At 64.0% G+C, this 26306-nt stretch carries 23 protein-coding genes; 12 read left to right on the top strand and 11 right to left on the bottom strand.

Annotation, left to right across the window (positions count from 1 at the left end):
• The first annotated feature begins 107 nt into the window (after positions 1–107).
• Genes FJ978_RS01100 through glp form a run of 5 tightly spaced genes read left to right on the top strand, consistent with a single transcriptional unit; the run spans position 108 to position 5513 of the window.
• A complete protein-coding gene (locus FJ978_RS01100) occupies positions 108–2000 on the top strand; it encodes a peptidyl-prolyl cis-trans isomerase (RefSeq protein WP_140569513.1) in 1893 nt (630 codons plus the stop codon).
• A complete protein-coding gene (gene trpD / locus FJ978_RS01095; RefSeq protein ID WP_140569511.1) occupies positions 1997–3007 on the top strand; it encodes an anthranilate phosphoribosyltransferase in 1011 nt (336 codons plus the stop codon). Before FJ978_RS01100 ends, trpD begins: the two co-directional genes overlap by 4 nt.
• Positions 3008–3010: 3 nt before the next feature.
• Entirely contained in the window at positions 3011–3823 is an 813-nt protein-coding gene (trpC, locus tag FJ978_RS01090; RefSeq protein ID WP_140569509.1) for an indole-3-glycerol phosphate synthase TrpC, read from the top strand.
• 2 nt (positions 3824–3825) lie between these two features.
• Positions 3826–4308: a cyclic pyranopterin monophosphate synthase MoaC gene (moaC, locus tag FJ978_RS01085; protein ID WP_013895390.1), complete on the top strand. Its 483-nt coding sequence runs from the start codon at positions 3826–3828 to the stop codon at positions 4306–4308.
• Positions 4308–5513: a gephyrin-like molybdotransferase Glp gene (gene glp, locus FJ978_RS01080; RefSeq protein ID WP_140569507.1), complete on the top strand. Its 1206-nt coding sequence runs from the start codon at positions 4308–4310 to the stop codon at positions 5511–5513. The genes moaC and glp overlap by 1 nt, the downstream gene beginning before the upstream one ends.
• Before the next feature lie 45 nt (positions 5514–5558).
• On the opposite strand, the gene FJ978_RS01075 is transcribed toward glp, so the two are convergent.
• The gene (locus FJ978_RS01075; protein ID WP_140569505.1) at positions 5559–6389 is read right to left on the bottom strand and encodes an alpha/beta hydrolase; all 831 of its coding nucleotides are present in this window, start codon (positions 6387–6389) and stop codon (positions 5559–5561) included.
• 308 nt (positions 6390–6697) lie between these two features.
• Here FJ978_RS01075 and FJ978_RS01070 point away from each other — a divergent pair, with 308 nt between their 5' ends.
• Together FJ978_RS01070 and kynA are read left to right on the top strand one after the other, a co-directional pair.
• A complete protein-coding gene (locus FJ978_RS01070; protein ID WP_140569503.1) occupies positions 6698–8323 on the top strand; it encodes an AMP-binding protein in 1626 nt (541 codons plus the stop codon).
• On the top strand, positions 8320–9156 hold the full coding sequence (gene kynA / locus FJ978_RS01065; protein ID WP_140569501.1) for a tryptophan 2,3-dioxygenase: 837 nt from the start codon (positions 8320–8322) through the stop codon (positions 9154–9156). The genes FJ978_RS01070 and kynA overlap by 4 nt, the downstream gene beginning before the upstream one ends.
• 4 nt (positions 9157–9160) lie before the next feature.
• Here the strand turns inward: kynA and kynU are convergent, their stop codons facing one another.
• From kynU to FJ978_RS01045, 4 genes are read right to left on the bottom strand one after another with little or no spacing between them, the layout of a single operon-like run.
• Positions 9161–10408 (bottom strand): kynureninase, encoded by a 1248-nt coding sequence (gene kynU / locus FJ978_RS01060; RefSeq protein ID WP_140569500.1) that lies wholly within the window; start codon positions 10406–10408, stop codon positions 9161–9163.
• A gap of 18 nt (positions 10409–10426) precedes the next feature.
• Complete coding sequence (locus FJ978_RS01055) at positions 10427–11350, bottom strand: ABC transporter permease (protein ID WP_140569498.1); 924 nt, start codon at positions 11348–11350, stop codon at positions 10427–10429.
• A gap of 5 nt (positions 11351–11355) precedes the next feature.
• A complete protein-coding gene (locus tag FJ978_RS01050; protein WP_140569497.1) occupies positions 11356–12135 on the bottom strand; it encodes an ABC transporter ATP-binding protein in 780 nt (259 codons plus the stop codon).
• Between the two features lie 57 nt (positions 12136–12192).
• A complete protein-coding gene (locus FJ978_RS01045; protein WP_013895382.1) occupies positions 12193–13179 on the bottom strand; it encodes an ABC transporter substrate-binding protein in 987 nt (328 codons plus the stop codon).
• Positions 13180–13329: 150 nt separating this feature from the next.
• On the opposite strand from FJ978_RS01045, the gene FJ978_RS01040 reads away from it, so the two are divergent.
• From FJ978_RS01040 to lexA, 3 genes are all read left to right on the top strand, one after another.
• The gene (locus tag FJ978_RS01040) at positions 13330–14103 is read left to right on the top strand and encodes a GntR family transcriptional regulator (protein WP_041164887.1); all 774 of its coding nucleotides are present in this window, start codon (positions 13330–13332) and stop codon (positions 14101–14103) included.
• The gene (locus FJ978_RS01035) at positions 14100–14915 is read left to right on the top strand and encodes a pyridoxal-phosphate dependent enzyme (RefSeq protein WP_246678013.1); all 816 of its coding nucleotides are present in this window, start codon (positions 14100–14102) and stop codon (positions 14913–14915) included. Before FJ978_RS01040 ends, FJ978_RS01035 begins: the two co-directional genes overlap by 4 nt.
• A gap of 535 nt (positions 14916–15450) precedes the next feature.
• Positions 15451–16203, top strand: coding sequence for a transcriptional repressor LexA (gene lexA / locus FJ978_RS01030; RefSeq protein ID WP_013895379.1), 753 nt, complete (start codon positions 15451–15453; stop codon positions 16201–16203).
• On the opposite strand, the gene FJ978_RS01025 is transcribed toward lexA, so the two are convergent.
• Positions 16197–18650, bottom strand: coding sequence for a ComEC/Rec2 family competence protein (locus tag FJ978_RS01025; protein WP_140569495.1), 2454 nt, complete (start codon positions 18648–18650; stop codon positions 16197–16199). The two genes, lexA and FJ978_RS01025, sit on opposite strands and share 7 nt — an antisense overlap.
• A 103-nt stretch (positions 18651–18753) precedes the next feature.
• On the opposite strand from FJ978_RS01025, the gene gltX reads away from it, so the two are divergent.
• On the top strand, positions 18754–20178 hold the full coding sequence (gene gltX / locus FJ978_RS01020; protein WP_023777428.1) for a glutamate--tRNA ligase: 1425 nt from the start codon (positions 18754–18756) through the stop codon (positions 20176–20178).
• A 185-nt stretch (positions 20179–20363) separates the two neighbouring features.
• Positions 20364–21692 carry a citrate synthase gene (gene gltA / locus FJ978_RS01015; protein ID WP_013895376.1) on the top strand — a complete coding sequence of 443 codons (1329 nt, stop codon included), beginning with the start codon at positions 20364–20366 and terminating at the stop codon, positions 21690–21692.
• Positions 21693–21820: 128 nt separating this feature from the next.
• On the opposite strand, the gene lpxB is transcribed toward gltA, so the two are convergent.
• From lpxB to lpxD, 5 genes are read right to left on the bottom strand one after another with little or no spacing between them, the layout of a single operon-like run.
• Positions 21821–23005 carry a lipid-A-disaccharide synthase gene (gene lpxB, locus FJ978_RS01010; protein ID WP_140569493.1) on the bottom strand — a complete coding sequence of 395 codons (1185 nt, stop codon included), beginning with the start codon at positions 23003–23005 and terminating at the stop codon, positions 21821–21823.
• Positions 22995–23897 carry a UDP-2,3-diacylglucosamine diphosphatase LpxI gene (gene lpxI, locus FJ978_RS01005; protein ID WP_246678011.1) on the bottom strand — a complete coding sequence of 301 codons (903 nt, stop codon included), beginning with the start codon at positions 23895–23897 and terminating at the stop codon, positions 22995–22997. Before lpxI ends, lpxB begins: the two co-directional genes overlap by 11 nt.
• Positions 23884–24717 (bottom strand): acyl-ACP--UDP-N-acetylglucosamine O-acyltransferase, encoded by an 834-nt coding sequence (gene lpxA / locus FJ978_RS01000; protein WP_013895373.1) that lies wholly within the window; start codon positions 24715–24717, stop codon positions 23884–23886. The genes lpxI and lpxA overlap by 14 nt, the downstream gene beginning before the upstream one ends.
• A 13-nt stretch (positions 24718–24730) precedes the next feature.
• Positions 24731–25198 (bottom strand): 3-hydroxyacyl-ACP dehydratase FabZ, encoded by a 468-nt coding sequence (fabZ, locus tag FJ978_RS00995; protein WP_013895372.1) that lies wholly within the window; start codon positions 25196–25198, stop codon positions 24731–24733.
• A complete protein-coding gene (lpxD, locus tag FJ978_RS00990) occupies positions 25191–26246 on the bottom strand; it encodes a UDP-3-O-(3-hydroxymyristoyl)glucosamine N-acyltransferase (RefSeq protein ID WP_013895371.1) in 1056 nt (351 codons plus the stop codon). The genes fabZ and lpxD overlap by 8 nt, the downstream gene beginning before the upstream one ends.
• Positions 26247–26306 lie beyond the last annotated feature (60 nt).

Here is a 26306-nt window from a genome sequence, read left to right as displayed (position 1 = left end):
CACTACCAAAATCAGGCCACAAAGCAATCGACAGTGGACCGGAAGGGCGCTATTGCGCTTGTTTCAGACTCGGCGCATGCGAAAATGCGCATAAATCGGAAGTAACCATGCTTGGTACATTGAGAAGCGCGGCGGGTACCTGGGTCGCGAAGACACTGCTTTCGCTGCTGGTGGTCAGTTTCGCCGCCTGGGGCATTTCCGGGCGCCTGATGGGCGGCTTTGCCGGCCACGATTCGGTGATAACCGCCGGCGGCACCAAGGTGTCGATCAACGAATACCGCCTCGCCTACGATCGCCAGCTGGCCGTCATGTCGCAGCAGTTCGGCCAGCGCCTGACCCACGAACAGGCCAAGGGGCTCGGCATCGACAACCAGATCCTGGCTCAGCTCGTTTCCGGCGCCGTTCTCGACGAACAAGCAAGGAAACTGGGGCTCGGCCTGTCCAAGGACAGGCTGGCGGAACTGACACGCGAGGATCCGGCCTTCAAAGGCCCAAGCGGCCAGTTCGACAGAAGGACGTTCGAATACATGCTGCACGAGGTCGGCATGCGGCCCGAGGATTATCTGAAGAACCGCGCCCAGGTGGCGGTGCGCCAGCAGATCGTCGAGGCGGTTTCGGACGGCCTCAAGGCGCCGGACACTTTCTTCAAGGCGGTCGCGCTCTATCGCGGCGAGGACCGCACGGTCGACTATCTGACATTGCCAAAGGCGCTCGTCGAGCCGATCGAGGCGCCGAGTGACAGCGTGCTTCAGGCCTATTTCGAGGCCAACAAGAAAACCTACGCCGCGCCTGAATACCGGAAATTCTCCTATGTCCGCCTCGAACCGGTGGACATCATGGATACGACCGCCGTCACCGACCAACAGGTCAGCGACGACTACAACAAGAACAAGGCGCGCTACACGACGCCCGAAATGCGCACCATCGAGCAGCTTGTGTTCAAGACGCCGGACGCGGCCAAGGCCGCGCTTGATTCGCTCAAGGCGGGCGCCACCTTCGACAAGCTCGTCGCGGCCGAAGGCAAGACGCCGGCCGACACCTTGCTCGGCACGCTCGCCAAGGACAAGATCGCCGACAAGGCGGTCGCCGACGCGGCCTTTGCGCTCAACGCGAACGAGGTCAGCCCGGTCGTCCAGGGCGCCTTCGGTCCGGTGCTGCTGCGCGTTACCGAGATCAAGCCCGAAGTGGTGAAGCCGCTGGCCGAAGTGTCGGACCAGATCCGCAAGGACCTGGCGCTGGGTGAGGCAAGCCGCATCCTTTTGGATGTGCACGACAATTACGAGGACACCCGCGCCTCCGGCAGCTCGCTGGCCGACGCGGCGGCCAAGCTGAAGCTCAAGGACATCACAATCGACGCCATCGATCGATCAGGCCTCCGGCCGGACGGTTCGATCGTCAAGGACCTGCCGGAATCGCCGGAGCTGATCAAGGCAGTCTTCGATGCCGAACCCAACACTGAAAACGACGGGCTGACCACGGCGGACAATGGCTTCATCTTCTATGAGGTCGGTTCGGTCACGCCGGCTCGCGACCGGACGCTGGATGAGGTCCGCAAGAAAGTCGTCGCCGACTGGACGGCCGCTGAGACGACCAAGCGCCTCGCCGCCAAGGCGGACGAACTCGAAAAGCGGCTCAAGGCCGGCGCCACGCTGGACGTCATCGCCGGTGAGCTCAAGCTGGAGAAGCAGACCAAGCGCGGTCTGAGGCGTGAAGCCGACGATGCGGACTTCGGCAAGGAAGGCGCTGCTGTGATGTTCGGCGTCGGCGAAGGCGGCACCGGGTTGATCCCCTCGCCCACCGGCGACGGACAGATCCTGTTCAAGGTCGCCGAAGTGTTCGAACCAGCGGGGGCCGATGCCAGCTCGGTACCGGAGGACGCGCAGAAATCCTTCACCTCCGGCATGTCCGACGATCTGCTCGACCAATTGGTGGCGCAGTTGCAGACGCAGTACGACGTCCGCGTCGACCAGGCCGCCGTCGCCCAAGCCTCGACAAGATGAGCGCGCTGAAAACCCATATCGCCAAGGTCGCGACCGGCAGCGCGCTTTCCTTCGAGGAAGCGCGCGAGGCCTTCGACATCATCATGTCGGGCGACGCGACTCCCGGGCAAATAGGCGGCTTCCTGATGGCGCTGCGCGTGCGCGGCGAGACGGTGAGTGAGATCTCCGGTGCCGTCGCCACCATGCGCGCCAAGATGCTTCGCGTCGAGGCGCCGCCAGGCGCGATCGATATCGTCGGCACCGGCGGCGACAATTCCCATAGCGTCAACATTTCGACAGCCTCGGCCTTCGTCATTGCCGCCAGCGGCGTCCCGGTCGCCAAGCACGGCAATCGCGGCCTGTCCTCGCTGACCGGCGCCGCCGATGTCCTGGTCGCGCTTGGCGTCAAGATCGACCTCTCGCCCGAGTTCATCGGCCGTTGCATCCACGAGGCGGGCGTCGGCTTCATGTTCGCACCCGCGCACCATCCGGCAATGAAGCATGTCGGCCCGACCCGCGTCGAGCTCGGCACCCGCACCATCTTCAACCTGCTCGGACCCCTCTCCAATCCGGCCAGCGTCAAGCGGCAGATGGTCGGCGTGTTCCTGCCGGAATGGGTCATGCCGGTGGCCGAGACGCTGAAGGCGCTGGGCACCGAACATGCCTGGGTTGCCCATGGCGATGGCTATGACGAGATCACCACCACCGGCGAGACGCAGGTCGCCGAACTGGTTGGCGGCGAAATCCGCAGCTTCACGCTGACCCCGGAAGAGGTCGGGCTGAAGCGCCATACCAAGGACGATCTCCGGGGCGGCGACGCCGCCTACAACGCCAGTGCGTTGCGCGATATGCTGGGCGGAGCTGCCGGCGCCTATCGCGACACCGTGCTGATGAATGCCGGCGCCGGGCTGGTGATTGCGGGCAAGGCGACGACGCTTGGCGACGGCATCGCGCTCGCCGCGCAGGCCATCGACAGCGGCCGCGCCTTGCAGGTGCTTGACCGGCTGGTCGAAATCTCGAACGGGTGAACCGTGTCTGACATTCTGCGCAAGATCGAAGCCTACAAGCGCGACGAGATCGCCGCCGCCAAGGCACGCGCGCCGCTGGCGGAGATCAAGGCACGAGCCAAGGATGCCGACGCACCGCGTGGTTTTCTCGCCGCACTCGAGGCGAAGCGCAGATCCGGCAACTTCGCCCTGATCGCCGAGATCAAGAAGGCGAGCCCGTCCAAAGGGCTAATCCGGGCCGATTTCGATCCGCCGGCATTGGCGCAGGCCTATGAAAAAGGCGGCGCCGCCTGCCTTTCCGTGCTGACCGATGCACCGTCGTTCCAGGGCGCGCCGGAATTTCTCACCAAGGCACGGGCAGCCACCGCCCTGCCCGCGCTGCGCAAGGATTTCCTGTTCGATCCCTACCAGGTCTATGAGGCCCGCGCCTGGGGCGCGGACGCCATCCTGATCATCATGGCCAGCGTCGACGATGCCTTGGCGAGCGAATTGGAAGCGACCGCATCCGAACTCGGCATGGATGCTTTGATCGAAGTGCATGATGAGGCCGAGACGCAGCGTGCGGTAAAGTTGTCATCGCGGCTGATCGGCATCAACAACCGCAATCTGAGAACGTTCGAAACCAGTCTTAAGACCTCGGAGCGGCTGGCGCCGATGGTGCCGGGCGACCGGCTGCTGGTCAGCGAGAGCGGTATCTTCACACATGACGATTGCCTCAGGATGCAAAAGACCGGCATCGGCACCTTCCTCGTCGGCGAAAGCCTGATGCGGCAAGAGGATGTCACCGCGGCGACGCGCCTGCTTTTGACGGGCAAGGCGTTGACTGAGGTCATCTGACGATGGCAGCCGCGCTCACCCATCTCGGCGCGCAAGGCGAGGCCAACATGGTCGATGTCGGCGACAAGCAAGAGACGACCCGCACCGCGATCGCCGAGGGTTTCGTCTCGATGCAGCCCGAAACGCTGAAGACCATCCTCGCCGGCAACGCCAAGAAGGGTGACGTGCTCGGCACCGCGCGCATCGCCGGCATCATGGCGGCGAAGAGGACGCACGAGCTTGTTCCGCTCTGCCATCCGCTGCTCTTGACCAAGGTTTCCGTCGACATCGAGCCGGACCACGCCCTGCCTGGGCTGAAAGTCACCGCTCTGGCGCGCGTCACCGGCAAGACAGGCGTCGAGATGGAAGCGCTGACCGCCGCTTCCGTGGCCTGCCTGACCATTTACGACATGGCGAAAGCTGTCGACCGCGCCATGGTCATTTCCGGCATCAGGCTGGTCGAAAAGACCGGCGGCAAGTCCGGCGACTACAAGGTGGGCGCCTGATGGCATTGCTTCCGGTCGCCGAGGCGCTCGAGCGCCTGCTTGACGGCGCAGCACCCTTGGCCGGCGAAAGCGTTTCTCTTTTCGAGGCGATCGATCGCGTGCTGGCGGAGCCGGTCGTGGCGCTTCGCACCCAGCCGCCTTTCAACGCCTCGGCCATGGACGGTTATGCGGTGCGCGCCGCCGACATGGCCTCGGTGCCATCGAAACTCTCGGTAATCGGCATGGCGCCGGCGGGGCGCGGTTTTGACGGTACGGTCGGCAAGCGCCAGGCGGTACGCATCTTCACCGGCGCGCCGCTGCCCGATGGCGCCGACACCATCGTCATCCAGGAAAATGTCCGCGATCTCGGCGGCGGCGATATCGAAGTGATCGAACCCACCGCCGAGGGACGCAACATCCGCCGCACCGGCCTCGACTTCGCGACAGGCGATGTGCTGCTGCAAAGAGGCCGGGTGCTGGATCCGGCGGCGCTTTCACTGACCGCATCGGCCAATCATCCCCGGGTAAGCGTGGTGAAGAGGCCGCTGGTCGCCATCATTGCCACCGGGGACGAGCTGCTGGCGCCCGGCAGCGAGCTCGGGCCGGACCAGATCATCTCATCCAACGCCTATGGCGTCGCCGCGGCCGCGCAATCGGTCGGCGCCCGCGCGCTCGATCTCGGCATTGCCGCCGACCGCAAGGACGCGATCGCGGCGCTGGTGAGGAAAGCTGTCGCCGCTGGCGCCGATGTCATCGTCACGCTGGGTGGCGCCTCGGTCGGCGACCACGATTTGATCCATGACGTGCTGACCGGCGAAGGCATGACGCTCGGTTTCTGGAAGATCGCCATGCGCCCAGGAAAGCCGCTGATGTTCGGCCGCCTCGGCGACATCAGATGCATCGGCCTGCCCGGCAACCCGGTGGCAAGCCTGGTCTGTTCGCAATTGTTCCTGAAGCCGCTTCTGGCAAGGCTTGGCGGCCGCGATCATCGCCAGGACGTCCGCCAGGCCAGACTGGGCGCCGCAATGGCGGCCAATGACCTGCGCCAGGATTATGTACGGGCGGTGGTCAGGGAAGACGATGGCGGACTGGTGGCGACGCCATTCAGCATCCAGGATTCCTCGATGCTGCGGATGCTGGCCGACGCCAACGGGCTGGTCGTGCGCGCGCCCTTTGCCCCCGGATCCACTGCCGGTGACACCTGCAACGTGCTGATGCTACGCTGAAGAATAGCCCTATAAGCTACTGATATAGGTCAAAAGAGATCTCGGCTATTCCGAGATCAAGAGCCGTGTCAGCGGATGCGCCGGATCGGCAAGACCATCGACGATATCGAAATGATGCCGATCTGGTTCGACCACGGCGCGAGTCGTGGCGCCAAGGCCGGTCCAGATATTGGCCAGCAGCGCATTCTGGCGCAGGAATTCGGAACGCTCACCACCGCCGGCCCAGCAGGTGATGCGGGCGCCATCCATGGGCCGCAGCAGCGCCGGGCTTTCAGTCAGCGCCTCATGCTCGTCGATTGCCAGTGCCTCGTTCATGCCCGTACGCATCAGCGGACGCAGGTCATGCAGGCCCGAAATCGAAACGACATGGCGTATGCGCCTTGCCACATCGTCGGCCAGCGGCGTGGTCGTGGTCACCATTCGGGTGGCGAGATGGCCGCCGGCCGAATGGCCGGTCAGCATCAGCGGTCCTTCGACCATTGCCGCTGCTTTGCCGATCGCCGCGCCGATCTCGCTGACGATGCCGGCGATGCGTATGTCCGGACACAGCGTGTAGGACGGCATCGCAACGGCGAAGCCGCTGCTGACCGCGCCCTTGGCGAGGTGCGACCAGCCGCTCTTGTCGGACTCCAGCCAGTAACCGCCATGGATGAACACCACGAGCCCCCTGGGAGCGGCCTCGGGCAGGAAAAGATCGAACCGGTTGCGCGATCTATCGCCATAGGCGATATCGAACCTCGCCCGGCCTTGCGCCGACAGCGCATCGCGAAACGCTTGCGCCGGCTCCGCCCAGGCGGCCGGCCAACGATCGCTACGGGCGATATTCGCGCCGTTGGCGTAGGCATTGTTCCAATCGGCAATGCGATGTTCGATCATCGGCACCCTTCCCCGAAGCGGCATCGTTTCAGCGCTAGCAATGGCGGCCACCATGCCATGCGTCAATGCTCCAGTGTAAAAACATTTTAGGCTTGAAACAAATTTCGACTGGTGCGATCCTGCCTGCGGAACAGCCGGCAAAATGGGAGGTCTGCTGCGCTGCCCATCTGCGGATGTTCATCCTTTCTGGATGGCATGATCGAGCAATCGGCAGCACGAAACCTCCACGAAAGACAGGAACGACAGATTAACCGCCTTCGGCCAGATGCCTCGCGCATTGGCCAGGCAGCACATAGGATAGCGGCGAGATGCTTGGGCCTTCAGCGCATATCGACACGTTCACGCGCGACCACCTGCCGCCGCCGGAACAATGGCCCGATATCCTGCTCGACGGTTTTGATTATCCTGAACACCTCAACGCCGGTGTCGAACTGACCGACAGGCTGGTGCAGAAGGGGCTTGGTGACCACACCGCCCTGATCGGCAATGGCCGCCGCCGCACCTACAAGGAACTGTCCGACTGGACGAACAGGCTGGCGCACGCGCTGGTCGAAAATTATGGCGTCAAGCCGGGCAACCGGGTGCTGATCCGCTCCGCCAACAACCCTGCCATGGTCGCCTGCTGGCTGGCCGCCACCAAGGTCGGCGCCGTGGTCGTCAACACCATGCCGATGCTGCGCGCCGGCGAGCTTTCCAAGATCGTCGACAAGGCCGAGGTCACCATCGCGCTCTGCGACACCAGGCTGATGGACGAGATGACCGCCTGCGCCAAGGACAGCGCGTTCCTGAAACAGGTCATCGGCTTCGACGGCACCGCCAACCATGATGCCGAGCTCGATCGTGCCGCGCTCGACAAGCCGGTGACCTTCACCGCCGTCAACACCGGCCGCGACGATGTCGCCCTGCTCGGCTTCACCTCGGGCACGACAGGCGTGCCGAAGGCGACGATGCATTTCCACCGCGACCTCCTGATCATCGCCGACGCCTATGCCCGTGAAATCCTGCAGGTGACGCCCGACGATATTTTTGTCGGCTCGCCGCCGCTCGCCTTCACCTTCGGCCTGGGCGGGCTTGCCATCTTTCCCCTGCGCTTCGGCGCCGCGGCGACGCTGCTGGAACAGGCGACGCCGCCCAACATGATCCACATCATCGAAACCTACAAAGCGACCATCTCCTTCACCGCGCCGACCGCCTACCGCGCGATGCTGAAGGCCATGGACGAAGGGGCGGACCTGTCGTCGCTGCGTGTCGCCGTGTCGGCGGGCGAGACATTGCCGGCTCCGGTCTTCGAGGAGTGGACGAAGAAGACCGGCAAGCCGATCCTCGACGGCATCGGCGCCACCGAAATGCTGCACATCTTCATCTCCAACCGCTTCGACGACATGAAGCCTGCATCGACCGGCAAACCGGTAGGCGGCTACGAGGCGCGCATCGTCGACGAGGAGATGCGTGAAGTGCCGCGCGGCGCAACCGGACGGCTTGCGGTGCGTGGACCGACCGGCTGCCGCTACATGGCCGATGACAGGCAGAAGGACTATGTCCGCGACGGCTGGAACCTCACCGGGGATACCTTCACGCAGGACGAAGACGGTTTCTTCCATTTCGCCGCCCGCTCCGACGACATGATCGTCAGCGCCGGCTACAACATCGCCGGACCGGAGGTCGAGGCGGCGCTGCTGTCGCATCCTGATGTCGCCGAATGCGCTGTCATCGGCGCCGGTGATGCCGAGCGCGGCCAGATCGTCGAGGCGCATGTCGTGCTGGTGCAAGGCGTGGCGCCGGACGCATTGACCGTCAAGCGCCTGCAGGACCACGTCAAGGCCACCATCGCACCTTATAAATACCCGCGATCGGTGAAATTCATCGCCGCGCTGCCCAAGACCCAGACCGGGAAGATCCAGCGCTTCCGGCTGCGCACGGAGACCGTCAATTGAGCGAGCCCTACGATCCAGCGTCGGAAGGCGCCCAAATGTCGTTCAAGGAACGCATGTCCTACAGCGACTATCTGCATCTGGAGAAAGTGCTGGAGGCGCAGACGCCGCTGTCGTCGGCGCATGACGAAATGCTGTTCATCATCCAGCACCAGACATCCGAACTCTGGATGAAGCTCGCTTTGCACGAAATCGGTGCCGCGATCCGTTCCATCCGTGCCGACCGGCTCGAGCCCAGCTTCAAGATGCTGTCGCGCGTCGCCCGGATCTTCGAGCAGTTGAACAATGCCTGGGACGTGCTGCGCACGATGACACCCAGCGAATACACCGAGTTCCGCGATGCGCTCGGCCAGTCCTCGGGCTTCCAGTCCTGGCAATACCGCGCCATCGAGTTCATGGCCGGCAACCGCAACCTCGCAATGCTCGGCCCCCACAAGCACCGGCCGGACCTCAGCAGCAAGCTGGAGGCGATCCTGGCGGAGCCGTCGCTCTACGACGAAGCGCTGCTGCTTCTGGCCCGCAACGGTTTCGACATCGGCGCCGACGCCGGACGAACCGACTGGCGCGAAACCCGGACCGAGAATGAGGCGGTCCTGGTCGCATGGCAGACCGTCTATCGCGACCCGCAGCGCTACTGGATGTTTTACGAACTGGCCGAAAAGCTGGTCGATTTCGAGGACTATTTCCGCCGCTGGCGCTTCAACCATGTCACCACGGTCGAGCGCATCATCGGCCTGAAACGCGGCACCGGAGGCACATCGGGCGCCTCCTATCTCAAGAAGATGCTGGAGGTCGTGCTGTTCCCGGAACTCTGGACGGTCCGCACCCGGCTCTAGTTTCTCAAGTCACCGCCGTCTTGACTGCAAATCGCGCCTCTTTCCAAGCTTCGGTGCGCAAAATGTCCTCCAGCACCTCGACCGCCTGCCAGACGTCCCTGTAGCCGACATAGAGCGGCGTGAAGCCGAAGCGGATGGTCGACGGCGCGCGGAAATCGCCGATCACGCCGCGCTCGATCAAGGCCCGCATCACCTGGTAGCCATGCGGATGCATGAAGGAAATCTGGCTGCCGCGCCGATTGCCGTCCCGCGGGCTCTCCAGTTCGAGGCCATAGGCGCCGCATCTGGTCTCGACAAGCCGGATGAACAGGTCGGTCAGCGCGATGCTTTTCGTGCGCACCGCGGCCATGTCGACATCGTCCCAGATATCCAGCGCACCTTTCAGCGCCCGCATCGAAAGCATGGGCTGCGTGCCGCACAGGAAGCGGCGGATGCCGCTGCCGGCTGCAAAACCCTGTTCGAAGGCAAATGGCCGCGCATGGCCCCACCAGCCGCTGAGCGGTTGATGGACATCGTCGTGGTGGCGTTTGGCGGCGTAGATGAAGGCCGGAGCGCCCGGACCGCCATTGAGATATTTGTAGGTGCAGCCGATGGCGAAATCGGCATTGGCGCTGTCGAGCTCGACCGGCAAGGCGCCGGCGGTGTGGCAGAGATCCCAGACGATCAGCGCGCCGGCCTGATGGGCCCTGCGCGTCAGCGCGGCCATGTCGCGCAGCTGCCCGGATTTGTAATTGACGTGGTTGACCAGGATAACCGCGACGCGCTCGTCGATCAGCTCTTCAATGGTTGCCGCATCGACGCCTTCGAGCCGCAGCACGGTGCCCGGCCGCGTCGAGGCGACGCCTTCGGCCATATAGAGATCGGTCGGAAAGCTGTCGCCCTCGGCCACGATGACCGACCGGCCCGGCCGCATCCCGAGTGCGGCATGCAGCACCTTGTAGATGTTGATCGAGGTCGTGTCGCAGACCACCGTCTGGCCCGGGGCGGCGCCGATCAGCCGGCCGAGCTGGTCGCCAAGCGCGACCGGCATATCGAACCAGCCGGCGGTGTTCCAGGCACGGATCAGATCCTGCGCCCACTCTTGCGTCGCGGCCTTCTGCAACTCGTTGAAAACCGCAGGCGCTGCGGCGCCGAGCGAATTGCCGTCGAGGTAGATCACGCCTTCCGGCAAGGTGAACCGGTCGCGCATGGCGCGCAGCGGATCCGCCGCATCCATGGCTTCGACTGCCGTGAGGTCGAGCGTTGCGTTCATGATTGGTGATGTCCTCGATTATTCACGAATGGCTTCGCGAGCCGGCGCGGGCCCCCGGCTGCGCTTGAGGCTGGGCAGAGCAAGCATGGCGAGCACGAACAGGCCCGTGGCAAGCTTCAAATCGGGAGGCGGCATGCCGGCGGCAAGGCAGAACGACACCAGCTGGTAATAGATGATCGCGCCGGCAAAGGGCGCCAGCAACTGGCGCCAGACGGTCTGCTTGCCGACAACCGCCTCGCCGATCATCAGCGCGGCCAGTCCGTTGATGAGGATGCCGAGCCCCATATTGACGTCGGCGAAGCCCTGCGACTGCACCATCAGCGCGCCGCTTGACGCCGAAAACGCGCTCGCCAGCCCGACGCCGCCTATGGTCGCCGCCCAGACATTGATGCCTTGCGCCTCGGCCATATCAGGATTGGCGCCCACGGCGCGCACCGCGGTCCCTTTCTCGGTCCTGAAGAACATGTATAGCGCCACGAAGACGACGAGCGCGAGAAGGCCGGCGACGACGATCTTGCTGGCCGGAAAACCCGGCCGCGCGAACGGCACCCAGTCGAACACCGTGGGCGAACCGAAGACGGAGAGGTTGGACTTGCCCATGATGCGAAGATTGATGCTGTAGAGCATCGTCATCATCAGAATACCGGCAAGCAGCGTGTGGATACGGAAGCGCAGATGGATGAAGGCGGTGCAGCAGCCCGCCGCGAAGCCCACGATGAATGCGACCAGGATGCCGGTCACCGGCTCTGCTCCGGCAGCCAAAAGCACGCCGCAGACGCAGCCGCCCAGTGGAAACGCGCCTTCGCTGGTGAGATCGGGAAAATTCAGCATGCGAAACGGGATCATGATGCCGAGCACGACGAAGGCCAGGATCAGGCTTTGCGCCAGGGTGACCGGCATGATCGAGATGAAGCTGGAGAGAACTTCCTGAATAAAGCCCATGGGGATCAGCTCGCCAACAACATGCGGTCGGTCTTGACGGAAAAATGGCCGATCAGATCGATAACCGTGACCCTAGCCTTTTCCTCGCCGGTGACTTCCAGCAGGACCCGGCCCGCGTCGAGCATGATCACCCGGCTGCCATAGTCGACGGCGTGCTGCATGTTGTGGGTGACCATCAGTGTGGTCAGCTTCAGCGCGCTGACGGCACGCACCGTGGCCTGCATGACGATCTCGGCCGTGCGCGGGTCGAGCGCCGCTGTGTGCTCGTCGAGCAAAAGCAAGTCTGGCGATCCGCCGACGGCCATAATCAGCGACAGGGACTGCCGCTGCCCGCCCGAGAGCAGGTCGACGCGCGTATCGAGACGATTTTCAAGGCCGAGGCCCAGTATGGACAGGCGCTCCTTGTAGGAGGCGAGCCGTGTGGCGTTCAGCCCTTGCCGCAGGGTGCGCTTTTGGCTGCGCAGATCGGCCAGCAGCATGTTCTCCGCCACCGTCATGCTGGCGGCGGTGCCGCGCATCGGATCCTGGAACACCCGCGCCAATCTTGCGGCACGCTTGTGCACCGGCATATTTGTCACATCGGCGCCGTTGATCAGGATCTTGCCGGAATCGAGGATGAGCGCTCCGGAAATGGCATTGAGCATGCTGCTCTTGCCGGCTCCGTTGGAGCCGATGACGATGCCGAACTCGCCAGTCGCCAATGACAGGCTGAGGCCGTCCAGCGCGATCTTCTCGTCGGCCTGGCCCCTGTAGAATACTTTGCGCGCGGATCGGATCTCGAGCATCGTTCCTCCCTGACCTGAGGGTGACGGCGCCCCTGCCGTCACCCCTCAGTCCCGATATCAGTCGACGATGCAGCCGCAATCGGCCATCGAAGCCGGTATCTCGATGCCGAACGCGGCCATCGCCTTGCGGGAAATCGTTGCCATGTGGTCCTTGTAGGCCGGGCGCGACGGCGCGATCGTCTTCGGATCCTTGCCCTTGAGGATCTCGGCGGCGATGTTGCCGGCGTTGACGCCGACCTGCGTGTAATTGACCGCGAAGCTCGCCGGTACGGTGCCGTTGCGGACCGCGCTGTCGTCGGCGTTGACGACAGGGATGCCGGCCTGGCGGGCGGCCGCGGAGACGGCGGCGATCGCCGGCTGGATCAGGTTCGAGGTCGGGCCGTAGATCACGTCGGCTTTGCCGGCGAGCGAGGCGATGCGCTGCTGGATGTCATTGACGTTGTCGATACCGACTTCCACGACTTCGAAGCCGGCAGCGGGCGCCGCCGCCTTGATCTTCTCGATCAGGGCAACGTCGTTGGCCTCGCCCGGATTGTAAGGCACGCCGAAACGCTTGGCGTTCGGCAGAAGCTTCTTGGTGAAGGCCATTACCGCGGCGACGTCCTGCAGATCGGTGGCGCCGGTCATGCCTTCGTCGCCTGCGTCCCACGACGGCACCAGCTTGGCCGCCACCGGGTCGGTGACCGCGGCAAAGACGATCGGAATGCCGGAGCCCGCGAGCGCCTTCTTGGCGATCTGCGAGACCGGCGTGGTGATGGTGTAGATCAGCTTGGGCTGCTCGGCCTGCAGCTTGGCGATCATCTGCGGCACCAGCGATGCATCGAAATTAGTATGGCTCTCCGTGTAGACGACGTCCTTGCCCTCGACGAAGCCATTGTCCGTCAGCGCCTTCTTGAAGCCGGCTATGGCGGCGTTCAATTGCGGATGCTCGCCGAAATTGGCGATGCCGATACGTATCTGATCGGCCGCGGCGCTGCCGGCGCTGACCATCAATGCGCCTGCCAGAGCCAATCCCGACAGCCAAGCGGATTTAGACTTCAACATCATTTCCTCCCAGATTTGATCAGCGCCGCCTCGGGGCACCTCCAGCGATCATGGTCAGTCCATCGGCGCATGTCAAACATTATATATAATTCTTGCCATCACCGACCATCATATATAATTTCTCCAATGGCAGAGAACGAATGGATCGCGATGCAGGACCAGAAGAACTCCACCAAGACGGAAGCCGCCTACCAGCTTCTGCGGCGCGATATCCTCACCACCCGTCTCATGCCGGGTGCCCCGCTCAAGCTCAGCGCCCTGCGCGGCATCTATGGAGTTGGCTGGACGCCGCTGCGCGAAGCATTGTCGCGGCTCGAAGCCGAACGCCTGGTCACCGCCATCAGCAATCGCGGCTTCGCGGTCGCCCCCGTATCCCGGGCCGAACTTGAGGATCTGGCGCGCGCGAGGATGGTCGTCGAGATACCGCTCTTCCAGGAATCGATGGAGAAAGGCGGCCGGGAGTGGGAAGACGCGGTTGTCACCGCGCACTACCGGCTCGCCCGCTGCAAGACCGCGGTGGACGACCCATCGGATGCCGCCGTCGACCAGTGGGACGAGAACCACGAGGCTTTTCATGCCGCGCTGCTGAGCGCTGCGACATCCAGCTGGCTGTTGCGGTTTCGCTCGACGATCTCGGACCAGCTGCGCCGGCACCATCGCTTTCTTGGGCTGGCGCCGACATTGCGGGCGGCGGCCGGCCTCAAGGACGGCTACGAAGAGGCCATGAACGCGCTGCGCGAGGCGATGGCGATCGAGCACCACACGGCGATCATGGAAGCCGCCCTGGACCGCGACGTCGAGCGGGCAAAAGCGCTGATGACGGCCCACATCGGTTATACGCTGCACGTCTATGTCCACAGCGAGGACGGCGACGCGAACAAGGACGTCGCGCGCGCCGGCAGCTTGAAAGCGGTTGCCGGATGATCTCGGCACCTCCGCATCGTCCGACGCTTGACGAGATTGCCGAAGCCCGCGATCGGCTGGCCGCCTGGCTGCCGCGCACCCCGCTGCTGCGCCTCGATCTTGGCCGTGCCGACCAGCGGATATTCCTCAAGCTCGAGACCCTGTCGCCGATCGGCGCCTTCAAGCTCAGGCCGGCGCTCAATGCCTTGCTTTCTCGTGACGCCGATGAGCTCAGGCTCGGTGTTGCGATCGTCAGTTCGGGCAACATGGCCTATGGGATGGCCTGGGCGGCTAGGGCTCTTGGCGTTCCGATGGCCGCCTACATGTATGCCGGCGCGCCGCAGACCAAGATCGACGGTGTCCGCCGTCTTGGCGGCGAGGTGCGCTTTGTCTCCCACGGGACCTGGTGGCGCTACATCACCGCGATCGAGCGGCCCGACATTGGCGAACTTCTCATCAATCCCGTTACCGATCAGGCGGTGCTGGCTGGCAATGGCACCATCGGCCTCGAGATTGTCGAGGATCTGCCGGATGTCGATTTCGTGCTGACGCCATATGGAGGCGGCGGCATGACGACCGGCGTTGCAAGTGCGCTCAAGGCCCTTCGTCCGCAGGCGAGGGTCTTTGCCGTCGAGGACGAGAACGCAGCGCCGGTGACCGCCGCACTGGCGGCCGGACGTATTGTCGAGATCGAGACACGGCCCTCCTTCATCAAGAGCATTGGCGGTCCCTCCCTGATCCCCGAACTGTGGCCGTTGGCGAACCAGCTCATCGACGGTGCCATCGCCGTCAGCCTGCAAGAGGTGACGGAGGCCATGCGGCTCCTGTTCTAGAAGGCCAAGGTCGTCGCCGAGGGCGCGGGCGCCGCCTCGCTGGCCGCGGCTCTCCGCAGCGAGCAGGCGACCGGCAACGTCGTCTGCGTCATCTCCGGCGGCAATATCGATGCGGAATCCTATGCGCAGGTGCTGGCCGGTGCGATCCCGCCAGCCTGATCCCGTACCTGCTTCCGAACCGGCGATTGTTGGCGTTTTGATTTCGTTTCGTTCACGGCAGGCAAGCCGATCGCAAGCGCGGAAATCGGCCTCGCCGGGCTCTGCCGTCGGCTGATGCCGAGCCATGTCGCAAGACAGGCCACAGGCTATTAACCAAACATTTCAATGCGGGCGACGGGCGGCAACGGGCGAAAAACCCCGATTTCCGGCCTGTCCGGGGCCGCAAATGATTTCGGCTCTCTTACCAAATTCACTAAACTTTAAACGGTTGCAGAACACAACTGGAACAGATAGTGTTTGTTCTGGGTTTGTTTTTCGATTCTGGATCAGAACCATTCTGGATCAAAACCCTTGTCCAGATGCCTTGGGGGCCGCCATGCTGACACGCAAGCAACATGAACTCTTGATGTTCATTCATGAACGGCTCAAGGAAAGCGGTATTCCGCCCTCCTTCGACGAGATGAAAGAGGCGCTCGACCTCGCCTCCAAATCAGGGATCCATCGCCTGATCACGGCGCTGGAGGAACGCGGCTTCATTCGCCGGCTGCCCAACCGGGCGCGTGCGCTGGAAGTGCTGCGGCTGCCGGATTCGATCGCGCCGGGCCTCAACGCGGCAAAGAAATTCTCGCCAAGCGTCATCCAGGGAAGTCTCGGCCAAGGCGGTCTCGGTCAGGGCAGCCTCGGCCGCCAGATCAAGCCGGCACCGTCGCGCTTTGCCGCTGCCGGCAATGACGACGATGCGGTTCCAGCGGTGTCCATCCCGGTCATGGGTCGCATCGCCGCCGGTGTGCCGATCGATGCCATCCAGCATCAGACGCATACCATCTCGGTGCCGCCGGACATGATCATGGGCGGCGAGCACTATGCGCTCGAGGTCAAGGGCGACTCGATGATCGAGGCCGGCATCTTCGATGGCGACACGGTCATTATCCGCAACGCCGATACGGCGAGCCCGGGCGAGATCGTCGTGGCGCTGGTCGACGAGGAGGAAGCGACCCTGAAGCGGTTTCGCCGCAAGGGTGCTTCGATTGCGCTTGAAGCCGCCAATCCGGCCTATGAGACGCGCATCTTCGGGCCGGACAGGGTCAAGGTGCAGGGCAAGCTCGTCGGGCTGATCAGGCGCTACTGAGCCGGCACGGCACTTGGCTTGTCAGGTTTGCGATAGGGCTCCAGGCCCCTCGCCTCGCGCGAAAATTTTCGCTGCGCGTGCCAGGGCCGATACGGGCTATCTACTGCGAAGCTGATGGTTGGCGGACCGGTGGCCGATTGGCGGTCGAAGAAGATGGCCGCACTGCCCTTGCGGGCGAGCTGCCGTTTGGTGACGACGAGAACCAGCGGATTGTGGCAAGAATCATAGGCCGTCGCGTCATTGACAATGATCAGGTCGGCGAAGCCACAGGCCTTCCAGGTATCCTTGCGGTCTTCGACATGCGCTATGATCGCACCGGACGGGTGCCTGGCGAGACAGACGCCGTCAGTGCAATAGAACGGCGCTCCCGGCGGGAGATTGACGGCATCGGCAATATCGAATTGTCCATCCGCCTTGTCGAACATCTCCGGCAGGATGATGGTTTCGGATCTCAGCGCGCGCTTCCAGTTGTCGACCGTGAATTCATTTGGCCGGGGCCGGCTGACCGCGAGTTCGCCGCCGCCGATCGGCAGCGCGACCAGCCGCGCATCTTCCGAGACCAGCACATCCGGCGGGCGCGTGTCGGACACCGCCAGCAAGCCGGCGAGCGCGAATGGAAGCGCTGCAAGCCGCAGCCACGTCGTCGCCATCGTCGCGATGACCAGGGCAATCGTCACCAGCAGCACGGATTGCTGTGAGATGAGCCCGACAGCATCGACCGGAGAGCGTTCCGATATCCACGCCGAAATGGCGATCATCGCGGTCAGGCCCTTGCCCATCAGGTAAAGGGATGGCGCATCCAGTCCGAACGGCATCAGCAGCGCGCTGGCAACGGCCAGGAACATCACCACCGACACGATCGGCATGACGGCCAGATTGGCGAACAGGCTGAGCGGCGACACCCGCTGGAAATGCCAGATGGCAAACAGCGCCGTGGCGCTGCCGGCGATGATGGAGGTCATGGCCAATCCGCCTGTCGCCAGCAGGAATTTTCGGGTCAGGAAACCGGGCAAGGAGCGCTTCGGCGGCGGCGGTCTGGTCTTTCCCGCACGGTGATCCGCCCAGCCCGCATAGGCGCCAACCAGGGCCGCGGTCGCAGCGAACGACATCTGGAAGCTCGGACCGACCACCTCATGCGGCGAAACCAGGATGACGGCGATCGCCGAGATCGCAAGATTGCGCATGGTCAGCGCCGCGCGATCGAACAGGACGGCAATCAGCATCACCGCCAGCATGATGAAGCTGCGCTCGGCGGCGACGACGACGCCGGAGATGACGAGATAGGCGGCGATCGACAAAAGTGCGGCCGCGGCCGCGTATTTCTTCACCGGCCGGCGCGCGGAAAAGTCGGGGAACAACGCGAAGGCGCCGCGCAGCAGACCCATGATGGTGCCGGCGACCAGCGCCATGTGCAGTCCCGAAATGGAGATGATGTGATAGATGCCGGTGCGCCGCATCGCTTCGTTGATTTCGTCGGGGATGCCGGCGCGCACGCCGACGATCAACGCCGCCGCGATCTCGCCTTCGGCGCCGCCGACGCTGCCCCTGATATGGTCGGCAATGGCTTCGCGGGCGTTTTCTATCGCTGAGGAAAGGCGGGCCGACAGCGGCATGCCACCGTCATCGGCCGCAACGACTTTTGGATTGCCGAGAAAGAACCCGCTGCCGCCGATGCCGGCGAAATAGCTGTCGAAGGAGAAATCGTAGCTCTCCGGCCGCACCGGACCGGTTGGCGGCAACAGCTTGGCGTAGCCCGTGACAAGGGAGCCGGCGGTCATTTCCGGCGGTATCTTGCGTGCCGAAAGCCGAACCCTTTCCGGCGCGTAGCGCAGTTTCGGCCGGGCGGTCGATGTCACGTCGATGGTCAGCCGGATGCGGCCGGTCTCCATCTCTTCGATCGAGACCACGCGGCCGCTCAGTTGCGTCGAGATTTCCGAGCCCAGCATCTGGGTTCCGGTGCGCCACGTCTCGACCTTGGCGGCGAGCAAGCCAAGCGCGCACAGCAATGCCGCCGTCATGCACAGATGGGTTTTCGGCCACGAGCGCGAGACAATCGCCAGCAGGCCCATGAGGGCCACCACCGCGACAGGCCTGGCGAAGTCCGGTTCGGCTGCCAGGGAAAAATAGCCGATCGCGCCGATTGCAAGGCAAACCGGCACCAGCAGGAAGCCAATGCCGCGGTCAAGCTCCAGCTCCGCCGCCGCAGTGATGCCGTTGCGCAGGCGCGGCAATGACAGCCGGCCGAGTTGCCGACGCACACGCACGATCCTGCCGGCCGGCGACGAAACTGGGGCGGGGATATCCGGTAGCGACTGCTTGCCTGAACCCGGCACGAGAGGCGATTGCGTCGGCAACTCGGCCGGCAGCGGCATCGCAAACAAGGACCGCTCGCTGACGCCAACAACTGCGTCCTCGCCCTGATCCGAGCCCCGGCTTCGTCCAGCCATCGGGTCTGCCCCTTGCACCCCTGACGCCCTATGGTACATGAACGCGCGACGCGCGAAAGTCCGCGCACCCCACACCCCGCTTCAGACGCTTCCCGAGAGTTCAATGTCCGACAAGGTCGTCACCCGTTTTGCCCCCTCGCCCACCGGCTACCTGCACATCGGCGGCGCGCGCACGGCGCTGTTCAACTGGCTGTATGCAAAGCATACCGCCGGCACGATGCTGCTGCGCATCGAGGACACCGATCGCGAGCGTTCGACCGAGGCGGCGACGGCCGCGATCCTGGACGGCCTCACCTGGCTCGGTCTGGGCTGGGATGGCGACGCGGTTTCGCAGTTCGAGCGCGCGCCGCGACACCGCGAGGTGGCCGAGGAGCTGGTGCGCCTGGGCAAGGCTTATTACAGCTACGAGACCCCCGCCGAACTCGAGGCGATGCGCGAGGCAGCGCGCGCCAAGGGCCTGCCGCCGCGCTACAACGGCCAGTGGCGCGATCGTGATCCGTCCGAAGCCCCGCCCGGCGTCAAGGGCGCAATCCGTGTCAAGGCGCCGACGGAGGGCGAGACCGTGGTGCACGACCGCGTGCAGGGCGAGGTGCGCTTCCCCAACAAGGATCTCGACGACTTCATCATCCTGCGCTCCGACGGCAACCCGACCTACATGCATGCCGTCGTCGTCGACGATCACGACATGGGCATCACCCACATCATCCGTGGCGACGATCACCTGACCAATGCCGCCCGCCAGACCGTGATCTACAACGCCATGGGTTGGGATGTGCCGTCGATGTCGCACATCCCGCTGATCCATGGCGCCGACGGTGCCAAGCTGTCGAAGCGGCACGGCGCGCTTGGCGTCGAGGCCTACCGCGCCATGGGCTACCTGCCGGAAGCACTGCTCAACTACCTGGCGCGCCTGGGCTGGAGCCACGGCGACGACGAGATCATGTCGATCAAGGACATGGTGTCCTGGTTCGACATAGGCGACGTCAACAAGGGCGCGGCCCGTTTCGATTTCGCCAAGCTGGAGGCGATCAACGGCGCCCATATGCGCCGCATGGCCGATGCCGAACTCTTGGACATCTTCATCGCCACCCTGCCCTATCTCGAGGGTGGCCCGGCGATGGCCGCGCGCCTCGACGACCGCAACAAGGCGCAGCTGCTGGCAGCGCTGCCCGGCCTGAAGGAGCGCGCCAAGACGCTGGTCGAGCTCGTCGACGGCGCCGCTTTCCTGTTTGCCACGCGGCCGCTGCCGATCGACGACAAGGCGGCACTCCTGCTCAACGACGATGCCCGCAAGATCCTGCGCGGCGCTCACGAAGCTTTGAACGCGCTGTCGGGCGACTGGACGGCCGCGGCCGCGGAGGCCGCGATCCGGGACTACGCACTGGCCGGTGGCCACAAGCTTGGCGCCGTGGCGCAGCCTCTGAGGGCCGCCCTGACGGGCAAAAGCACCTCGCCAGGCGTGTTCGACGTGCTTGCCGTGCTGGGGCGCGAGGAGAGCCTGGCGCGCATAGCCGATCAAATCGATTAGGAGCAAACTGGCCCAAGAAGATTGGCATTGAAAGGCGGGTTTCGCAGTGCAACATTAGGCCCTGGCCCAATCTGGCACGCACCCTCCTGAAATGCGGTGGCGAATACGCGCATTGCGGTGATTTCGACGTGTCGCTCTGCAGAAATTTGCCTTTGCCGGCATGAGGAAACGAGAAGGAGTTTGCAATGACCGAAGCTGCGACAAAACTGGAATTTGGCGGCAAGACCCAAGAGGCCACGGCAAAGCTGGAATTCGGCGGCAAGACTCATGAGTTCAAGGTGCGAAGCGGTTCCGTCGGGCCCGACGTCATCGACATCGCTTCGCTCTACAGCACCACCGGTGCCTTCACCTACGATCCCGGCTTCACCTCGACGGCGAGCTGCGAGTCGGAGATCACCTTCATCGATGGCGATGCCGGCATTCTCCTGCACCGCGGCTATCCGATCGACCAGTTGGCCGAACACGGCGATTTCCTCGAAGTCTGCTATCTCCTGCTCTACGGCGAACTGCCGACCAAGGCGCAGAAGGACGATTTCGATTACCGCGTGACGCGCCACACCATGGTGCACGAGCAGATGTCGCGCTTCTTCACCGGCTTCCGCCGCGACGCGCACCCGATGGCGGTGATGTGCGGCGTGGTCGGTGCGCTGTCGGCCTTCTATCACGACTCCACCGACATCTCCGATCCATACCAGCGCATGGTTGCCTCCATGCGGCTGATCGCCAAGATGCCGACGATCGCGGCCATGGCCTACAAGTACCACATCGGCCAGCCCTTCATTTACCCGAAGAACGATCTCGGTTTCGCCGCCAACTTCCTGCACATGTGCTTCGCCGTGCCGTGCGAGGAATACAAGATCAACCCGGTGCTGGCACGCGCCATGGAGCGCATCTTCATCCTGCATGCCGACCACGAGCAGAACGCCTCGACCTCGACCGTTCGCCTCGCCGGCTCTTCGGGCGCCAACCCGTTCGCCTGCATCGCCGCCGGCATCGCTTGCCTGTGGGGCCCGGCCCATGGCGGCGCCAACGAAGCGGCGCTCAACATGCTGGGCGAGATCGGCCATGTCGATCACATCCCGGAATTCATCGCCCGCGCCAAGGACAAGGACGACCCGTTCCGGTTGATGGGCTTTGGCCACCGCGTCTACAAGAACTACGATCCGCGCGCCAAGATCATGCAGAAGACGGCGCATGAGGTTCTGGGTGAACTCGGCATCAAGGACGATCCGCTGCTCGACATCGCCATGGAGCTGGAAAAGATCGCGCTGACCGATTCCTACTTCATCGAGAAGAAGCTCTACCCGAACGTCGACTTCTACTCCGGCATCACGCTGAAGGCGCTGGGCTTCCCCACCACCATGTTCACCGTGCTGTTCGCGGTTGCCCGCACCGTCGGCTGGATCGCGCAGTGGAAGGAAATGATCGAAGATCCGCGCCAGAAGATCGGCCGCCCGCGCCAGCTCTATACCGGTGCGCCGGAGCGTGACTACGTGCCGATCGCGAAAAGGTAGGGAATAGAGGGAATAGGGAATAGAGGGAATAGGGAATAGGGAATAGGGAATAGGGAATAGGGAATAGGGAATAGGGAATAGGGAATAGGCAGTAGGGAATAAGAGGCCTACTGCCTACTGCCTACTGCCTACTGCCTACTGCCTACTGCCTTCTTTATGCACCCCATCACCACCTCAGCGGCGATCTCGCCTGAAGGCCTGTCCGTGGCCATGCGCCTGACAACTTCAGCAAAGCCGTCCTTTTGCCAGCTACGGTAGGCGGTGTCCGAAAACAGGGCCTCCAGCTGCCGCGCCAGATAGCGTGGCCGCACATACTGGTTGTAGTGCTCCGGCACGATCGCCTGGTCGGCGATGAGATTGGGCAAGGCGGCACTCCACACCCTGACCAGGCCCTGGACCATGCGCATCACCGGATCGAGCCGGTAACACGAGATCGTCGGCACGCCCGACAACGCCAGTTCCAGCGACACCGTTCCAGACGCGATCAGCGCGGCATCGGCCTTGCCGAAGGCCTGCCATTTGCGCTCGGGATCGAGAATGATTTCCGGCTCCTGGTCCCAGCGCGCCACCGAGGCCCTGACCAGGTCGGCGACATGCGGCACTGTCGGCAACAGAAGACGCAGTTGATGTCCGCGCTGCCGCAGGATCGAGACCGTCTCGCCGAACGGTTCGATCAGCCGGCTCACCTCACCGCGCCGCGAACCGGGCAAGACGAGCAGCGTCTTGATGCGATCTCCCGAGAGGTCGCGCGGCTGGGTCTGCGCCCTTGCAGCGCTGAGTACGCCCGGATCATGCGTAAGGCGATGTCCGACATAGGTGCCCTGCGGGCCGCCGAGGCGGCTGAGCTCCTTCACCTCGAACGGCAGGATGCACAATATGTGGTCGACATAGGGCTTCATCGCCGGCGCCCTGCCCGGCCGCCACGCCCAGACACTTGGGCAGACATAATGGACGATCGGGATCGACGGATCGGCGGCGCGGACCTTTTTGGCGACGCGCAGCGAGAAATCAGGGCTGTCGATGGTGATCAGGCAATCGGGGGTTTCAGCAGCGACCGCGCCCGCCGTCTGGCTGATCCGCCGCATCAGGCGCGGCAGGTCACGCAGAATGGCGCTGAGCCCCATCAGCGCGATCTCGGCGCCGTCGAACAACGGCACCAGCCCAAGCGCCTGCAGATGCCGTCCGCCAATGCCGACCAGCCGCACCTCGCGTCCGGTCATGCGTTTCAACGCCTGCACGATGTCGGCGCCCAACAAGTCGCCGGACTCTTCGCCGGCGACGATGGCGATCTTCAGCGGCTTCTCAGTTGCCATGGCCAGGCTCCGCGGCCGGCAGGCCGAACACGAACAGGCCAAGCGCATTGGCGCGCGCGAGAACGTGGGGACCTTCGAGGATCAGCGAATGGCCCGCTTCCACGGCAATGCCGGCAAGCCCGGCGGCGTGTGCCGCCTCGACCGTACGGGGGCCAATGGATGGCAGGTCGGCACGCAACTCCTGGCCGGGCTTGGCGCATTTGACCAGGACACCGCGGGTCTTGCCCGCAAGCCTGCCATGGCCGCGCAGCTGCTGCGTCCGCTCGAGCAGTCCGTGGGTGCCCTCGACGCCTTCCAAGGCAATAGCGCGTCCACCGATGGCAATAGCCGCCTGACCAATGTCGAGCGCGCCGATGGCCTTTGCCGCCGCGCGTGCCGCCTCGATATCGCGCCAGTCGGACTTTCTCGGCACTGCCTTGGTCAGCGGCCCTTCGGTCGCGACAAGCCGGGGCACGACCTCATGCGCGCCGACGACTTTAACGCCGCGCGCCTCCAGGCCGCGGGTCAATATCTTCAACAGCCCGTCATCGCCGCGCGCAAGCGCCATGGCGACCGAGGGTATCAGCGCCAGCAAGCCAAGGCTCGGGCGCATGTCGACCAGCCGCGGCCTGCGCCTGATCTCGCCGGCAAGGACCAGATGGGTGATCCGCCGGCGCCTCAGCAACGCAGCCAGCGAGCCGATGTCTTCCAGCGCGAGGCTTTCATGCTCGTAGATTGTGAGGTCGGACTGACGGTCGGCCTGACCATCGACCAGGATGATGATGGGCGGATGTCCGGCCTCTGCCAGGCCGGCCGCCACTTCGACCGGAAGGCTGCCGCCGCCGGCGATGATGCCGACCCTGGCATCAGGCGGGAGATCGAGAGCAGTTCCCGCCGTCTCAGTCTTCATCATCGGTGTCGTCGCCATCGCCGCCCTTGAGCGACGGCACAGCATAGTGCCGCTTGCCGCGACTGGTGATGAAATCGATGATCTTCATGGCGGTCGGCGAAGCGGCGAACTCGGCCTTGGCCAATTCGATGTTCTCGCCGACGGTGCGGGACCGATCGAAGATCGTCCTGTAAGCTCTACGCAGCAGATAGATTTCGGAACGCGGCAGGCCGGCACGCTTGAGGCCGATGATGTTCAAGCCGCGCAAGCTGGCGCGGTTGCCGACGGCAATGGCATAGGGAATGACGTCGCCGACAAAAGCCGAGCACCCGCCAAGAAAGGCGTTGTCGCCGACACGCACGAATTGATGCACGGCGCTGAGGCCGCCAATATAGACGTTGTCGCCGATCTCGCAGTGTCCGCCAAGCGTGGCACCATTGGCGAAGGTGGCGTTCTTGCCGACGACGCAATCATGGGCGATGTGGGCGTAAGCGAGGAAATTGCCGTTGTCGCCGACCGTCGTTTCGCCCCGGCTGGTGTCGGTTCCGACATGCATGGTCACGCCTTCGCGGATGGTGCAGTTGGCGCCGATGACCAGGGTGGTGCGGCCGCCCTTGTGCTTTGTGTTCTGCGGCGGCGCGCCCAATGTCGCCATCGGATAGACCTTGGTAGACGCTCCGATAGTGGTCGCGCCCATCACCGAGACATGGCTGACCAGTTCGACACCGTCGCCGATCACGGCATCGGCGCTGACATGGCAGAACGGCCCTATGCGCACACCTTGGCCGATTTGAGCGCCTTCTTCCACGACGGAAGAAGGATGGATTGAAGTCTTGATTTTCATAGGCACTCGATCGTCAGTCGCCGGTGACCATCATGGCTGAAATCTCGGCCTCGGCTGCCTTGGTACCGTCGACCAGGGCTTCGCAGGCGAATTTGAGCAGGTTGCCGCGCTTCTTGATTTTCTTGACGTGGATCTTCAACTGGTCGCCGGGGACCACCGGTTTGCGGAATTTGGCATTGTCGATGGTGAGGAAATAGACCAGCGACGGCTTCGATGCTCCAAGGCTGCGGATACAGATGGCGCCGGCCGTCTGCGCCATGGCCTCGACGATCAGCACGCCCGGCATCACCGGCTGGTCGGGGAAATGCCCCTGAAAATGTGGCTCGTTTATGGTCACGTTCTTGATGCCGATGGCGGAGTTGTCGCCATCGATCTCGACGATGCGATCGATCATCAGGAAGGGATAGCGGTGCGGCAGGAGCTTCATCAGCCCCATTATGTCGACCGCTTCCAGCGTCGTCGCCGCCACCATGTCAGCCATTGTCCTTGCCCTGCTTGCGTGCCCTGGCCATCGTGCGCAACATGGCTATCTCTCGCATGGCTTCCGCCATCGGCTGTGCCGGATAACCGCCCCAGATCTCGCCGGCAGGAACATTGCTCATAAATCCACTTCTGGCGGCAAGCTTGGCTCCCGTGCCGATGGTCAGGTGATCCGCCAGCCCGACGCCGCCGCCCATCGTGACATTGTCACCCACGACCACGGAACCGGAAATACCGGAAAGCCCGGCCACTATGCAATTGCGGCCGATGCGGACGTTATGAGCGATCTGTACGAGATTGTCGATCTTGGTACCCTGGCCGATGATCGTATCGGACATGGCGCCGCGATCGACGGTGGAATTGGAGCCGATCTCGACATCGTCCTGGATAACGACCCGCCCGATCTGGGGAACGCGTTCCGGCCCCTTGGCGCCGCCAACGAATCCAAAGCCGTCCTGGCCGATCCTGGCGCCGCCATGGATGATGACCCGATTGCCGATCAGCGCATACTGAATACTGGCGCCCGGCCCGACATAACCGTCACGGCCGATCCGGCAGGACTGTCCAATGACGGCGTTGGGCGCGATGACGGTGCCGCTGCCGATCGAGACGCCCGGCCCGATGACCACGCCGGCCTCGATGATCGCGCCAGCTTCGACATGGGCGGTCGGGTCGATATGAGCGTGCGGGGAGATACCGGTTTCACTGGTCATTGGCCCCGGCGTCGCGGCTGTCGGGAACAGCAATCGTCCAACCAGCGCGAATGCCTGTTGCGGCCGCGGATGGATCAGGACAGCGACGCCGTCCGGCGCCTTGTTGGCGAATTCGGCCGGGCACAGGACCGCCGCGGCCCGCAGCGACGGCATCAGCGCTGAATTACGCTTGCCGTCGACGAAGACAAGCGCATTGGCGCCGCCCTCGCTGGCCGGAGCCAGCGCAGAGATAGAAACGTCGGATTGGCCGGAATCGACAAGCACCGAGCCGGTCAGATTCGCGACTTCGGCCGCCGTATACCGGCGTGATGGCGCGAAGAACACCGGATCGGTCATTCCAGAAGCTATATCCAGCTAGGTCGGAACATTTCTCCCGGATCCAGAAAATCCGGGAGC

It is taken from the genome of Mesorhizobium sp. B1-1-7 (genome assembly GCF_006442705.1).
Classification (GTDB): domain Bacteria; phylum Pseudomonadota; class Alphaproteobacteria; order Rhizobiales; family Rhizobiaceae; genus Mesorhizobium; species Mesorhizobium opportunistum.
This window is presented reverse-complemented; position numbering and strand designations above follow the sequence as displayed.